Origin of the sequence: Desulfonatronum zhilinae (genome assembly GCF_900182865.1) — a bacterium.
Taxonomy (GTDB): domain Bacteria; phylum Desulfobacterota; class Desulfovibrionia; order Desulfovibrionales; family Desulfonatronaceae; genus Desulfonatronum; species Desulfonatronum lacustre.
Genome location: NZ_FXUJ01000006.1, coordinates 53,358 through 67,645, shown reverse-complemented (window position 1 = coordinate 67,645; position 14,288 = coordinate 53,358). Strand labels below are relative to the sequence as shown.

Sequence of the window (14,288 nt, the reverse complement as noted above, 5' to 3'; positions counted from 1 at the left end):
CCGATCGGGATTGCTTGCAACGGAGTGAGGACATGGAGCCGATGATTCTCGTGGTCGACGATGAGCAGGATTTTCTGGACAGCGTGCGCAGATCCCTGGCCTTGGACGGCCTGCGGAGCGTCGAGCTTCGGACTCGCCCGGAGTCGGCCCTGGAGTTGTTCTCCGAACCGACGTGTCCCGTGAATCTGGTCCTTTTGGATGTTTCCATGCCCGAAATGAGCGGCCTGGAGCTGCTCGGCCGGATCAAGGAGACCCATCCGGAGGTGGAGTGCGTCATGATTTCGGCCCTGGACGAGGCTGAAACCGCCGTCGCCTGCCTGAAGGCCGGGGCGTACGACTATCTGGTCAAGCCGGTTTCCCGCGACGCCCTGTTGGCCGCGGTCCGTCGGGCCCTGGAGCGCGGGCGTCTGCTGAAGATCGCCAATCTGGACAAGGGACGACGGGCTTCGGTCCTCTCCGCTCCCTTCCAAACCCTCATCACCCGCTGTCCGGCCATGCTCCGTCTGCTCAGGGAGGCGGAACTGCACGCGGCCAGCGACGTTCCGGTGCTGATCACCGGAGAGACGGGCACGGGCAAGGAACTTCTGGCCCGGGCCATGCATCAGGCCAGCCCGCGGGCCGAAGAACCGTTCATTCCCGTGAACATGAACGCAGTAAGCAGAGAGCTGTTCGTTTCCGAGTTCTTCGGGCATGTCCGGGGGGCGTTCACCGGGGCGGTGAAGGATCGTCCCGGGTTGCTGGAAACCTGCCATCGAGGCACGCTGTTCCTGGATGAGATCGGCGACCTGCCCCTGGATTTTCAGGGCAAGCTGCTGCGCGTGCTCCAGGACGGAGAGTTTTTCAAGCTCGGTTCGGATCGCCCGCAACGGGTCGACGTGCGCATCGTCGCCGCCACCAACGTGGAATTGGAGGAACGCATCGCGGTGGGCCTGTTTCGCCGGGATCTCTATTACCGCCTGAACTGCGCACGGTTGCATCTGCCGCGTCTGGCGGAGCGCAAGAAAGACATTCCCGTGTTGGTAGAGCGTTTTCTGACCGAAAAGGCGAACGGCTCTCCGCATTCCGGCATTTCCGGGCAGGCCATGGACGCCCTCCTGGCCCACGACTATCCGGGCAATATTCGCGAATTGCGATCCATTCTCCATGCCGCCTGGAACACGGCCCAGAATCGGTTGATCTCCCCGGCCGACCTGCCCGCCGTACTTCGAAGCAAGGCCGTGACGGCTCCGACTCGCTCTCTTGAACATCACTCCAAAATCTTGGCCGACGTGGAACAGGAGCACATCCTCGCCGTATACCGGGAAAACCACCGCAACAAAGCCAGGTCCGCCAAGGTGCTGGGCATCGGCCTGAACACCCTGCGGCGCAAGCTGGTGAGCTACGGCGTGGAATAGACGGATCGCGGACTTCTTTACATCAGGACGACCGGAGCGGCGCTCTCAGGGTGGGCCGCCCATGCGCCAAAACGGCATGCCATGCCAAAATGGCCTGATCACGCATCTCTTCGGATTGTTTCCGTTTTTGTTTTGCGCAGTGCCGTTTTACCCCCTCCCCCCATTTTTTTTCTGTTTGTTCGCCCATGTATCCTGCTGCAATGCTACTCATTTACAGTTTGGCGTAAAAATTGCTTTGCTTGTGCATTTTTTATCAAAATGCCGTGATGAGCGGACGTAACGCCGTTGGCGTTACCAGTCCCGAAGCTTCACGATCAAAGGGAGGAACGTGGATGAAGAACATCAAGCTGAGCGTCAAACTCGTGGGCGGTTTCGCCGTCGTGGCTCTGATCACGCTGGCCGTGGGGCTGTTGGGCTACTGGGAAATCACGAAAATGGACGCACATATCGAGGAAATCGCGGAGGTCCGTCTGCCCAGCGTGGAAACCGTGCTGCGCATGGACACTGCTTTGGAGGACGTGCGGGCCGCGGCCCGAACCCTGCTCAATCCGCGACTCTCACAGCAGAATCGGGAGCGCCAGTATGAACATATCGTCAGCGCCAGGCAGGCTTTCCAGCATGCCAGGGATCGCTTCGAGCCCCTGCCCCAGACCGAGGAAGAGAGCCTGGAATGGCAGGAGTTCGTGGCCGCTCTTGATCAATGGCGGTTGGCCAATGACCGTTTCCTGGAACAAAGCAGAGCCCTGGAACAGACCGGCATTCTCAATCCGGATCACTATGTGGCCGAATTGGAACGGTTCAGGGCGGAGCACAACGCCCTGCAAGCGGACGCTGCCATGGCCCTGGCTCAAGAAGGCGGAATCGTGTTGCAGGCCGGTGATCCCGCGCAAAGCGGTCTTGGTCTCTGGCTGCGGACATACTCCACGGCCAACGAGCAGGTTCGGCAACTGATGCGCGAGGCAACGCAGCATCACGACGCCTTCTTCAAGGCCGTGGACGACATCGGTGCGCTGTTGCGGGCGGGCCGGACGGCGGAAGCGCGGTTTCTTCATGCCGACGTCCTGGTTCCGGCCTCCCGGCAGGTTCTCGACGCCCTTGCCGGAATGGTCGTCGAGGCCCGCATGGCCGAGGCCGTGTTGGAGTCCATGAATTATCAGCTCATGACCGTGGCCTACGAACATCAGGTCGCGGCCCAGGCGGCCTTGGGCCGGGTGTTGGCCATCAACACCCAGGTTGCGGATCAGACCAGGCAGCAAGCCGTTGCCGATGCACGGGAAGCCCGGAACATCGCCTTCCTGGGGACCGGCGTCGGGGTCGTTCTGGCACTGGTGCTGGGGATCGGATTGACCCTGGTCATCTCCGGACCGGTGAACAAGACCGCAGACTTTGCTCGGGTCGTGGCCCAGGGCAGGCTGGACGAGAAACTGGACATCCACCAGAAGGATGAAATCGGCACCCTGGCCGACGCCCTGCGGACCATGGTCGCCAACCTCAAGGCCAAGATCGCCGAGGCGGACGTCCGAAGCGAGGAGGCCGCGGAGCAGTCGCGGCTGGCCAACCAGGCCATGGCCGAGGCCAAGGAACAGGAGGAACAGGTCAAGGAGCTTCTGGATACCATGAGGGATGTAGCCGGGAAGTCCAACCAGATTTCGGATCAGGTTTCTTCGGCTGCGGAACAGCTCGCCGCCCAGGTGGAGCAGGCCAGCCGGGGATCGGACCAACAGCGGGAGCGGGTCGGCGAGACGGCCACGGCCATGGAGGAGATGAACGCCACGGTGCTGGAAGTGGCCAGGAACGCCTCCAACGCAGCCGAGGCTTCGGATCAGGCCCGCAAACAGGCCGACGCCGGGGCCGGCACCGTGCGGGAGCTGGTTCAGTCCATTGTCGAGGTTCAGAACAGGGCCATGCGGGTCAAGACCGATCTGGGCGCTCTCGGAGAAAAGGCCGAGCAGATCGGACGGGTCATGGACGTGATCGAGGACATCGCGGACCAGACCAACCTGTTGGCTCTGAATGCGGCCATTGAGGCGGCCCGGGCCGGAGACGCGGGTCGGGGGTTCGCGGTGGTGGCCGACGAGGTGCGCAAGCTGGCCGAGAAAACCATGAACGCCACCCAGGAGGTGGGGCAGTCCATCGAGGCCATTCAGGCGGACACCCGTAAGAACATCCAAGGGATGGAAGACGCGGCCCAGGCCGTGGACCAGGCCACGACCCTGGCGGAACACTCCGGCAAGGCCTTGGAGGAAATCGTCCAATTGGTCATCGAATCCTCGGATCAGGTCCGCTCCATCGCCACGGCCGCGGAGGAACAGTCCTCTGCCAGCGAGGAAATCAACCGCGGCGTGGAGGAAATCAACTCCATTGCCGCGGAAACCGCGGAGGTCATGCTCCAATCCGCTCAAGCCGTCTCGGACCTGGCCAAACAAGCCCAGAACCTGCAAGGATTGATACGACAAATGCAGTCATAACCGAAGGTTGAGCAAGCGCCCAAGAAAGAGTATTTCTTGGGCGCTTATTTTTTTCCGGGTCACCTTGGCGCCGCGATCACTCCCGTCCTGTCGCCGTGCGATCCCTATTTGAATCAGGAGCTGGCCATGTCCTGCCGATCGTCTGAAATTTTTTGCCGCGACGACTTGGAGGCTTTGTTCTCCAACGCTCCCATCGGCATTTTTTCCTCCAATCCGGATGGGCGCTTCATCTCGGTCAATCCGGCCATGGCCCGGATGTACGGATACGACTCCCCCGAAGAGATGGTCGAGTCGGCTACGGATATCGCGTCGTGGATTTATTTCGACCCGGCGGACAAGATGGCGTTCTTGGAGTTGGTGCGCTCACGCGATGAGATCGTGAACCACGAGTGTCTTCGGAAACGCCGCGACGGTTCGCCGTTCTGGGTCTCCATAAATGTCCGGGCCGTGCGGGACGAGCACGGCAACGTCCTTCAATACCATGGCTTCACCTTGGACATCACGGAGCGCAAGCGAACCGAGGAGGCTCTTCGGGAAAGCGAGCAGCGCTACCGGGAGATATTCGAGGCCACTTCGGACGCCATCTTTATCGACGATGCGCGGACGGGGCGGATGCTGGACGTGAACGAGGCCATGCTCAAAATGTACGGATACTCGTCCAAGGAAGAAGTGCTGGCCGGCAACATAGGCGATCTCAGCGCCCCCGAGGCGTCTTGCGACGAGGCTGGGGCCCAGGAACGGATCAGGGCCGCCGTGGCCGGAACACCGCAACAATTCGAATGGCTGGCGAAAAGGCGAGACGGCACGGTGTTTCCCGTGGAAGTCGCGCTGCGTCGATCTCCCATCGGCGGTCAGGACCGGGTGATCGCCTCGGTACGGGATATTTCAGAGCGCAAGGCGGCCGAGCAGGAACGCGAGAAACTCCAGGCCCAGCTGCTCCAGGCGCAAAAGATGGAGTCGTTGGGCATTCTTGCCGGAGGCGTGGCGCACGACTTCAACAACCTGCTGCACATCATGGCCGGCCATGTTCAGCATCTGCTCCAGGGCGGACCCGAAGAGCATCCCGACTCCGTCCGACTGCGGGCGGTCGCCAAGTCCATCGACCGGGCGGCCGCCCTTGTCCGGCAATTGCTGCTGTTCGGGCGCAAGGCTGAATTCAGCAGGCGGAAGGTGGACCTGAATCATGAGGTGGAGGAGGTCGCCAAGGTCTTGAGACAGACCATCCCCAGAATGATCGACGTTCGGCTTATCTTGGCCAAGAACCTGTGGCCGGTCGGCGCGGACCCGGTGCAGGTGGAGCAAGTGCTGTTGAATTTGGCCGCCAACGCCGCGGACGCCATGCCCGACGGCGGCGTTATTCTTATCGAAACGGAAAACGTCGAGCTGGACGCGGAATTCGTCCGCACGCATCCGGAGTCGTCCGTTGGCCCCCATGTCCTCATGACCGTGGCCGACACGGGCGTCGGCATAACTTCCGACGTCAGGAAGCACCTGTTCGACCCCTTCTTCACCACCAAGCCCGCGGGCAAGGGAACCGGCCTCGGTCTGGCCTCGGTCTACGGCATCGTCTCCGCCCACGGCGGACATGTCCTGTGTTACAGCGAACCCGGCCAGGGGGCGACGTTCAAGCTGTATTGGCCGGCCCTGACGGAGGACGTGCCCGATTGCCGCGACGTCGTGTCCAACGCTTCGTGCAATGCTCCGTCCGGCATGGACCGCACTCATGGGGACGGGGAGACGATTCTTCTCGTGGACGATGAACCGGAGATTCGCCAACTGACCCAGGAAGCGCTGGAATCCTTCGGCTACGCGGTAATCAGCGCGGAAAGCGGCGAACAAGCCCTGGAAGTGTACCAAAGACACCGCATGGAAGGCCGACCCGTGGATTTGGTCCTGCTGGACCTGAACATGCCCGGCATGGGCGGTCGGCGATGCCTGCGCTCGCTGCTTCAGCTCGATCCAGCGGTGAGAATCCTGATCGCCAGCGGCTATACGGCGGGCATGCGAGGGCAAGAGGCCTTGAGTGACGGGGCCAAGGGCTTTCTGAGCAAGCCGTACCGGATGGCGGAACTGGCGGAAAAGGTGCGGGAAGTGTTGGAGGCGTGATTGTTCGCGCGGGTTTTCGGAAAAAAGCCGTGGATCGTTAAGCCTCGCGTTTCGGAGTGGAGCGTTGATGACGCACTGGGAGTGGTTCGAGGCCTTTACCTGTTTCGTGCAGCACGATAGGCAGGCACGTGGCAAACAGTGGGAAGTCTCCATCGGTCGTGAAGATGGCCAAGCCGTGTCGTACGGCGGCGGCACAGATGAGAAAGTCGGTGTTGGACCCCTGAATTCCCTTGGAGCGACACAGGTTGAAGAACTTCGCGGCCGTCACGTAGTCCTCAGTCAGCAGCGGCAGGTCAGGGAACGCGGCAAGGTGTACCTCCAGGCGGGTGAACTGCGCCTGATCCCGCACGCCGGAAAGAATTTCTTGACGGACAGGACCAATGACTTCAGCGACGTGAGCGGCGATCAGTCGCCGAAGCTCTTCCGCTTCAGGGTTTTGAGGGTCGTCGCCGCGCCGCAATGCCAAGGACCAGACGCTCGTGTCGACCAAGACTCTCATGTCCGTGTCCGTTGCCGTTTGTGGTCGTACTCGGGATCGAAGTCGATTTTTCCAAAAAGGTTGAGAATTTGTTCCTGTCGCAAGTGACGGACAGAGTCGATCAGCGCCTGGGTCACCGCAGCCTTTTTCGTGCGGTGGTTGCCCAGCACGACAGCTTCCTTGATCAAGCGATCATCCAATTGAAGATTCGTTGCCATGGTCGTCACCTCCACACATAAATTCACACATCTCGCTGAGTGGTGTCAATGCCGTTTTTGATCGGCTAAAAAATTTTTCTGTTTTGAAAACAGGATATTAGTTTGTGAGTACACCCAAAGAACCTCTTCCGGCCCTGGTGGTCTTGTCCCTGTTCAGCGCCCGGTGGGACGTTTTTTGGCCGGACCTACGATCCGAGCTGGAGGCGTATCTCGGGCCGCTGGAAACCGTGGGGAAGCCGTTGCCGTTCACGGAAACGACGTATTACCAGGCGGAGTTCGGAGCGCCGTTGGAGCGTCGGTTGCTCGGGTTCGCCCAGGTCGTGGGGCAGGATCGGTTGCGGGAGATCAAGTTGTGGGCCCATGAACTGGAACAGCGTCATGTCCGGGACGGCAAGCGGTTGTTCAATCTGGACCCGGGACTGCTGACCCAGGAGCGGTTCGTGCTGGCCACGGGCAAGAACTTCACCCACCGCATTTATCTCGGCCAGGGCGTCTTCGCCGACCTGACCCTGATTTTTCAGGCCGGGAAGTGGCGCTCCCTGCCCTGGACCTTCCGGGACTACGCCGATCCGGCCCTGCAAGCCCAATTGACCGTACTGCGCCATGGCTACCGGGTGAAGCTGGGCGTTTGTACCGAGTGATAGGGCCGGGACATTCTCGTAAGAGATTTTATTCTTTAGAAATATTTGTAATTTCAAGTACTTTTGTTGCAAGGCGTTCAGGGGAAGCCCGCAAGGGTGGGGCAGCAATCATCGAAGTCGAAATCGCTATCGAAATCGGAACATTACCAGAAATCGATTTCGATCACGATTTCTATTTCGATACCGACCCAGAACGCCTGTGGTTCGAGAACAAAATTGTCTTGGACGTTCCCGACGGTTGCATTGACAGCGGTCGTCTTCCGAGAGAAAATGTCCTTTTTGCATCAAAACGCAAGGCGGGACACGGTATATGCACGAGATTCGCAAAGCCGCGACGGAGCGGACGACCAAGGAAACATCCATCAAGCTGGAACTGGTCCTGGACGGTTCCGGGGCGACCCACATCCAGACCGGCGTCGGGTTCGCCGACCACATGCTGCATCTCCTGGCTTTTTGGGCGGACTTCGACCTGAATCTGACCTGCGCCGGGGACCTGCATATCGACGCGCATCACAGCCTGGAAGACGTGGGCCTGACCCTGGGCAAGGCCCTCTCGGACGCCCTGGGGGACAAGGCCGGGATCGTCCGGCTGGGCTCATCGGTGGTTCCCATGGACGAGGCCTTGGTGGAAGTCGTGGTGGATCTCTCGGGCAGGCCGTATCTCGTGTACGACGACGAGCCGCTGCCTGCTCTGATCGCCGGAGAGGAAAAGGACGTCTGGCGGGAGTTCTTCAAGTCCCTGGCCCAGGAGGCCCGGATGAACCTGCATGTTCAGTATCGCTACGGCCGCAACGGCCACCATCTCGTGGAAGGGGCGTTCAAGGCCCTAGGCATGTCCCTGCGCCAGGCTGTTTCCAGGACCCGTACCGGTGTGCCGAGCACCAAAGGAAGTTGCTGATATGACGAGTCGTTTTTCGTTGATTCCGTATCTGTGCTGCATGATTCTGCTTCTGGCCGGATGCGCTCCCAAGCCCGCCGGGACGCCGCTGCCCTCCCAGGCCACGTTGGGAGTGGCCGGGTTTCACCAGCCCCATCAGGGGTGGCAGATGCTCTCCAGCACCCGTGCGGACAAATCGGTCACGCTGTCGCCTGATTTGCTGGAAGAACTGGACGGCATGCTGTCCGAGCTGCTGCGGGCCAAAGAGGATCGTCCTTTTCTGGGGACCGAGGGCACCAGGCAATGCCAGGAGCTGGTTCTGTCCAAAATGGGAGGGGAGCAGGCCGGTGTTTCCGGGTTGCGCTACTGGATGGATGTCGGCCGGTGCGTCCAGACCGACTATCTCCTGATTCCCCAGGTGCTGGAGTGGAAGGAACGTGAAGGCGGCGAGTGGGGCGTGACCGAGCCGGGCATGGTCGTATTGGAACTGACCCTGCTGGATGTTCAGAACCAGTTCGTCGCCGGGCGGTTTCAGTATGACGAGCGGCAACGCTCGTTGAGCGAGGATTTGTTGCAGGCCAGCAGGTTTTTTCGCCGGGGCGGAAAATGGCTGCCCGCCAAGGAACTGGTCCGCGACGGGCTGCGTGAAGGACTGCGGGAGATGGGTTTATGATTCTTTTTCCCGCCGTTGATATCAAGAACGGACAATGCGTCAGGCTGCGCCAGGGCCGGGCGGACGACGTCACGGTCTTTTCCCCGGACCCCGCGGCCATGGCCCGGCACTGGGCGGACCTGGGCGCGGCCTGGCTGCATCTGGTGGACCTGGACGGCGCGTTTGACGGTCTGCCGGTAAATTTTGAACTGATCAAGCGGATTTGCGCCGAGGTCTCGATCCCGGTGCAGCTTGGCGGCGGGATTCGCGACCTGACCACCGCGAAACGCTACCTGGAAGCCGGGGTCCGGCGGCTGATCATCGGCACCATGGCCCTGGAAGAGCCGGAAGCCTTCGGGGAACTCTGCGCGGCCTTGCCCGGACGGATCGGCGTGTCCCTGGACGCCGTGGACGGGGTGCTGAAGACCAAGGGCTGGGTGGCGGACAGCGGTCTGACCGTGGATCAGGTTCTGCCCCGACTTGAAGAGCAGGGCGCGGCCTTTATCATCTATACGGACATCAGCCGGGACGGGATGCACAGCGGCGTAAACCTCCCGGCCATGGAGCAGCTGGTCCGGAGCACCGCCATCCCGGTCATCGCCGCGGGCGGGGTGACCAAATTGGAAGATATCCAGACCCTGTTCCCGCTGTCAGGTCAAGGCCTGGAAGGGGTCATCACCGGTCGGGCCATCTATGAGGGCACCCTGGATTTCCCGGAAGCCCTGGCCTGGATCGCGGGCCGGGAAACAAGTGACGCAAGCGCACGAGGAGGAACAAAATGACGACGATCAAGGTGACGGGCATGTCCTGCCAGCACTGCGTGAATGCGGTGACCAAGGCGCTGAGTGGTATCGAGGGGATTCAGGATGTTCAGGTTTTTCTGGACAAGGGTGAGGCCCGGTTTAGTGAAACCAAGCCGGTTTCCAAGGAGGCCATCCGGGAGGCACTGAAGAAGGCCGGGCACGACCTGGGATAAAATGTCAGGGGCGATCGAAATCGGAATCGGAATCGGAAATGAAAAATGCATCACCCCGTGATTGGGCCATCTTCTTGGACATGACGTTCGATTTCGATCGCGATTACGATACCGATTTCAGATAGCGGGTGAGGTGTTGAGAACAAATTTTTCCTGGGTAAAAATGTTACCATGCGTTGCATTTTTCGCTGGTTGTCGGTAACGAAAAATGCAAACGGTCATCGGGTGATTGTCGCCCACGGCCCTTTGTCTCACATCTTCAAAGGAGGTAATGACGTATGCAGCGTGTTTTCAAGGGCGTTCTCGGCGTTTGGCTCGTCGCCATGGTTTTTTGCCTGGCGGTGAACGTTTCTACTGTCGAGGCGCAGCCCAAGGTGAACATCAATGAGGCTCCGGTCGAATTGTTGCAGACATTGCCGGGAATTGGCCCCGCTCTGGCGCAGCGCATTATTGAATATCGCGAGCAGACCCCTTTTGAAGCTCCTGAAGACATTATGAACGTGAGCGGCATCGGAGAGGCGACATTCGAGAAGTTGAAGGACCTCATCACCATTGAATGATTTTTTGATCGGTGTGCCTCGCGCGTCGCAAGCTGCGAGAGGTTTGAAAAAAAAGCCCGGGCAATGATCCATTGCCCGGGCTTTTTGGTGCGTTTCAGCGTGGTCGCGATCAGCCGGCAAAAGCCTTTTCGAAGTTCGGCACGACCTGCTTCTTACGGCTCATCACGCCGTCCAGCCAGACTTTGTGGCCTTCGGGGGCTTTGCCGAAGGCCTTCTGGACAACGGAAGGATCATCCGATGCGATGAGCATTTCCGAGCCTTCCTTCATGATGTCGGTGAGCAGCAGGAAGACGCTGTGGTTGCCCTTTTCGGCCTTGACCTTCTGGATGTCCTCGTACAGGGCGTCCTTGACGCCGTCCAGCAGGGACAGGTCCACGACCTCCAACTGGCCGATGCCGACCTTGGTGCCGCTCATGTTGAAGTCCTTGTAGTCCCGGAAGACCAGTTCCCGGATTGGGGTGCCTTCAACGGCGGACTTGACCTTGAACATTTCCAGGCCCAGGGCCTTACTGTCGGCCACGCCGGCGATCTTGGCCAGAGCGTCCGCGGCTTCGACGTCCTTGGGTGTACAGGTGGCGGACTTGAAGATGACCGTGTCGCTGACAATGGCGCAGAGCATGATTCCGGCGATGTTTTTGGGAATTTCCACGCCGTGGAAATCGTACATGGCCTTGATCACGGTACAGGTGCAGCCCACCGGCCAGATCCAGGCTTCAATGGGATTGGGGGTGGTGACGTCGCCCAGCTTGTGGTGGTCCACGACGCCCAGAATTTCGGCCTTGCCCAGGTTGTCCAGGCTTTGGGCGAGATCGGAGTGGTCGACCAGAAAGATCTGCTTGCCTTCGGCGTCCGTGACGATTTCCGGAGCACCGACGCCGAACTTGTCCAGCACGAACTTGGTTTCCGGATTGAGTTCGCCCTGAGCTGCCGGCTTGGCTTCCACGCCGAGCTTGCTCTTCAGATCGGCCAAGGCGATCGCCGCGCAAACCGAGTCGCTATCGGGACTCTTGTGTCCTACAACATAAACAGCCATTCATGACCTCCTCTTGTTACATTTTCATGGTGATTCGGAACCGATATCATTATCCTCAAAAAAAGCTTGTGCATAATAGCACAAAGCATCGGCGCTGCCAAGAGCATTTGACGCCTTACCGATATAAGGCGTTCATGATGCCTTGGGCGATGTCGTCGATATCCAGGATTTCATCCGCCAATCCGGCATCCACGATGGCCTTGGGCATGCCGTATACCACGCAACTGGCGTCGTCCTGAGCCAGAATATAACCATTTTTTAGTTTGAGTTGTTTGATGCCTTCCAGGCCGTCGCTGCCCATGCCGGTGAGGATCACGCCGACGCCTCGTTTGCCCACGCCCTGGGCCACGGAGGCGATGAGCACGTTGGCCGAGGGTTTGTACAGGGCTTCCTTGGGCTCGGGGCTGACCAGCAGGTCGATCCGGCTGACTTTTTGATCGATGGACAGGTGCTGCCCCCCCGGCGCGACAAAGGCCACGCCGGCCTGGACCCGGTCTCCGGCTTCGGCTTCCTTGACTTTGATTTGGCAGACGGCGTCCAAGCGTTTGGCGAAAGGACCGGTGAAGGCCTGGGGCATGTGCTGGGCGATGAGAATGCAGGCCGGAAAGTTCGCCGGAAGCTTGGACAGGACTTTCTGAATGGCCGGCGGTCCGCCGGTGGACACGCCGATGGCCACGACGTCCCGGGACTGAGGTCCTTTTTTGGGTATGGCGTCCAGGGAAGGCTTGCCCATCGTCGGCACGGAGACCGTCTCGATCTTGCGTGGCGCGCGCGGGGCCCGGATTTTGCGTCTGGCTACGATTTTGACCTTGGAGCGCAGGTCGTTTTCGATTTTGACGATGTCCAGGGAGACCCGGGAGAGCTGCTTGGGAATGAAGTCCACGGCCCCGAGTTCCATGGCTTTCAGGGTTGCTTCGGCGCCTTCGGTGGTCAGGGAACTGACCATGATCACGGGCCGGGGCATTTCCATCATGATGTGCCGCAGGGCGGTCAACCCGTCCATGCGCGGCATTTCAATGTCCATGGTGATCACGTCCGGCTGGAGCTGGCGGGCCTTGTCCAGGCCTTCGGATCCGTCCCGGGCCGTGCCCACGACCTGGATTTCCGGGTCCCCGTCGAGCATGGTGCTCAGGGCCTTGCGCATGAAGGCGGAATCGTCAACAACAAGTACTTTGATCATTGGGCGTCTCTACGGAGTCAGGGGGGAAATTCACCTGACTCGTTGCAAGTTGATGGTTGCAAGTTGATGGCGGAACAATGCGTCGCGTCGAGGGCGAGGTGCAAAAGGGAATCGGTTACGCGTCGACGACGTCCTGGAACTCCACATGGCCGGTAACGTTGACCTGGCGCAGGTTCTTAAAGTCGGGTTTCTCGGCTTCTTCCAACCATATTTTGACCAGATCGTCCTGCCATTGTTGGCCGGCCCCTTCTTGCAGGATCTCCCGTACCACGTTCATGGGCAGGGCCTTGCGGTAGGCCCGGTCCGAGGTCATGGCCTCGAAGGAGTCCACGACGCTGAGGATGCGGGCCAGAAAGGGGATTTCTTCCTGTTGCAGGCCCATGGGGTATCCGGTGCCGTCCACGCGCTCATGGTGGTAGAAGATGATCGGCAGGATGTTGCCGAACGAGGTCACCTGATTCAAGATCGCCCGCCCCAGCTCGGGATGGCGCTGCATCACGGTGAATTCCTCGGTTGTGAGCTTGGAGGGTTTGTTCAGAATGACGTCCGGGATGCCGATTTTGCCGATATCGTGCAGGATGCCCCCGGTGTACAACAGGTGAAGGTCTTCCTTGGACAGCCCCAGCCGGTTGCCGAGGTGCGTCGCGTAGATGGCGACCCGCTCGGAATGGCCTCGCGTATAGACGTCCTTGGCTTCCACGGCCTGGGCAAAGGATCGGATGACCTCCAGGTTCATGTCCCAGAGTTGACCGTAGAGCCGGGCGTTTTCGAATGCCGACGCGGTATGGGCGGCAAAGACGTTCAGCAGCTGGGAATGCTCGCGGGTGAAGTCCGGCTTGTCGGTGTTGCGCAACAGCACGATGGAACCGACGCTCTTCATGCGCGTGGGCATGGCCGCGGCCATGATGGAGGTGATGGAGGCGTCCGGAGGAGGGCCTTCGGTGCTCAACTGAGGAGGTCCCTTTTTGCTCAAGAGGATCAGTTCCGGCAGTTGTTGGCGAAACACCCGCTCTCCGAGAAGCTTGACCCAGGTTCCGAGTTGCGGATTGTTGCGCAACAGGCTGCCACGCATGGCTTTGGACTGGAGCCCCTCGTTGTCCTGGAGGAAAAGCACCACTCCGTCCGGATTGAAGTTCTTTTGCACCTGGGACAGGAATTCGTTGGTCAACGACTTCATGTCCAGCTTGGTGTTCATGGCCTGGCTGAGGTTCAGGACCCGAACGAGGTTGGTCAGTTTCTTGCGGTCTTCGCGGTTGCGCCGGATTTGGAGGATACGTTCAACCTTGAGCAGGAGGTGGCTGATGTTGAACGGCTTGGGCAGATAGTCGGCCGCTCCGAGACGGATGCTCTCCACCGCCGTTTCAATGCTCCCGAAGCCGGTCATGATCAAAAAATCAGCCTCGGAGTGGCCGTCCTTGAGCTTTTTTAAAAGTTCCAAGCCGCTCATTGTCGGCATTCGCAGGTCACTGATGACGAGATCCAGCCCAGGCAAATGGCTCAGCATACGCAGGGCGGATGGTCCGTCATGAGCGACATGGACGGTAAAGCCGGCTTCGGTCAACGCTTCCTTGCAGATGTCCAGCAGGCTTTGTTCGTCGTCGACAATCAGGATGCTCGCTTTGGGTTCCTCATTCACAACCATAAAGTATCCTCAATCATGCTTGGACTGACCGCCTTCGGCGGTGATTAACGGATATATTCACTT

14 protein-coding genes are annotated in these 14,288 nt (G+C 59.9%); 9 read left to right on the top strand and 5 right to left on the bottom strand.

Going from position 1 to position 14,288, the window contains the following annotated elements:
* The first annotated feature begins 32 nt into the window (after positions 1 to 32).
* From AC559A_RS06910 to AC559A_RS06900, 3 genes are all read left to right on the top strand, one after another.
* The gene (locus AC559A_RS06910) at positions 33 to 1,394 is read left to right on the top strand and encodes a sigma-54-dependent transcriptional regulator (protein WP_498817037.1); all 1,362 of its coding nucleotides are present in this window, start codon (positions 33 to 35) and stop codon (positions 1,392 to 1,394) included.
* 332 nt (positions 1,395 to 1,726) lie between these two features.
* Complete coding sequence (locus AC559A_RS06905; RefSeq protein ID WP_498817035.1) at positions 1,727 to 3,862, top strand: HAMP domain-containing methyl-accepting chemotaxis protein; 2,136 nt, start codon at positions 1,727 to 1,729, stop codon at positions 3,860 to 3,862.
* Between the two features lie 126 nt (positions 3,863 to 3,988).
* Entirely contained in the window at positions 3,989 to 5,968 is a 1,980-nt protein-coding gene (locus AC559A_RS06900) for a hybrid sensor histidine kinase/response regulator (protein WP_498817033.1), read from the top strand.
* A gap of 37 nt (positions 5,969 to 6,005) precedes the next feature.
* Here the strand turns inward: AC559A_RS06900 and vapC are convergent, their stop codons facing one another.
* Entirely contained in the window at positions 6,006 to 6,467 is a 462-nt protein-coding gene (gene vapC, locus AC559A_RS06895) for a type II toxin-antitoxin system VapC family toxin (RefSeq protein ID WP_498817031.1), read from the bottom strand.
* Positions 6,464 to 6,664, bottom strand: coding sequence for a type II toxin-antitoxin system VapB family antitoxin (locus tag AC559A_RS06890; RefSeq protein WP_498817029.1), 201 nt, complete (start codon positions 6,662 to 6,664; stop codon positions 6,464 to 6,466). The genes vapC and AC559A_RS06890 overlap by 4 nt, the downstream gene beginning before the upstream one ends.
* A 104-nt stretch (positions 6,665 to 6,768) precedes the next feature.
* Here AC559A_RS06890 and AC559A_RS06885 point away from each other — a divergent pair, with 104 nt between their 5' ends.
* The 6 genes from AC559A_RS06885 to AC559A_RS06860 all read left to right on the top strand — a co-directional run bounded on the left by AC559A_RS06885 (position 6,769) and on the right by AC559A_RS06860 (position 10,370).
* A complete protein-coding gene (locus tag AC559A_RS06885; RefSeq protein WP_498817027.1) occupies positions 6,769 to 7,305 on the top strand; it encodes a DUF4416 family protein in 537 nt (178 codons plus the stop codon).
* Positions 7,306 to 7,615: 310 nt separating this feature from the next.
* Complete coding sequence (hisB, locus tag AC559A_RS06880) at positions 7,616 to 8,203, top strand: imidazoleglycerol-phosphate dehydratase HisB (RefSeq protein ID WP_498817025.1); 588 nt, start codon at positions 7,616 to 7,618, stop codon at positions 8,201 to 8,203.
* Between the two features lies 1 nt (position 8,204).
* Positions 8,205 to 8,855, top strand: a complete 651-nt coding sequence (locus tag AC559A_RS06875) for a hypothetical protein (protein ID WP_498817023.1) — start codon at positions 8,205 to 8,207, stop codon at positions 8,853 to 8,855.
* Positions 8,852 to 9,616: a 1-(5-phosphoribosyl)-5-[(5-phosphoribosylamino)methylideneamino]imidazole-4-carboxamide isomerase gene (gene hisA, locus AC559A_RS06870; RefSeq protein WP_498817021.1), complete on the top strand. Its 765-nt coding sequence runs from the start codon at positions 8,852 to 8,854 to the stop codon at positions 9,614 to 9,616. The genes AC559A_RS06875 and hisA overlap by 4 nt, the downstream gene beginning before the upstream one ends.
* Positions 9,613 to 9,810 (top strand): heavy-metal-associated domain-containing protein, encoded by a 198-nt coding sequence (locus AC559A_RS06865; RefSeq protein WP_498817019.1) that lies wholly within the window; start codon positions 9,613 to 9,615, stop codon positions 9,808 to 9,810. Before hisA ends, AC559A_RS06865 begins: the two co-directional genes overlap by 4 nt.
* Positions 9,811 to 10,088: 278 nt before the next feature.
* Positions 10,089 to 10,370 (top strand): ComEA family DNA-binding protein, encoded by a 282-nt coding sequence (locus AC559A_RS06860; protein WP_051434542.1) that lies wholly within the window; start codon positions 10,089 to 10,091, stop codon positions 10,368 to 10,370.
* Positions 10,371 to 10,479: 109 nt separating this feature from the next.
* Here AC559A_RS06860 and AC559A_RS06855 read toward each other — a convergent pair whose 3' ends face one another.
* The 3 genes from AC559A_RS06855 to AC559A_RS06845 all read right to left on the bottom strand — a co-directional run bounded on the left by AC559A_RS06855 (position 10,480) and on the right by AC559A_RS06845 (position 14,225).
* The gene (locus AC559A_RS06855; RefSeq protein WP_498817017.1) at positions 10,480 to 11,403 is read right to left on the bottom strand and encodes a manganese-dependent inorganic pyrophosphatase; all 924 of its coding nucleotides are present in this window, start codon (positions 11,401 to 11,403) and stop codon (positions 10,480 to 10,482) included.
* A 115-nt stretch (positions 11,404 to 11,518) separates the two neighbouring features.
* The gene (locus tag AC559A_RS06850; protein ID WP_498817015.1) at positions 11,519 to 12,583 is read right to left on the bottom strand and encodes a protein-glutamate methylesterase/protein-glutamine glutaminase; all 1,065 of its coding nucleotides are present in this window, start codon (positions 12,581 to 12,583) and stop codon (positions 11,519 to 11,521) included.
* Between the two features lie 115 nt (positions 12,584 to 12,698).
* The gene (locus AC559A_RS06845; RefSeq protein WP_498817013.1) at positions 12,699 to 14,225 is read right to left on the bottom strand and encodes an HD domain-containing phosphohydrolase; all 1,527 of its coding nucleotides are present in this window, start codon (positions 14,223 to 14,225) and stop codon (positions 12,699 to 12,701) included.
* Between the last annotated feature and the right edge of the window lie 63 nt (positions 14,226 to 14,288).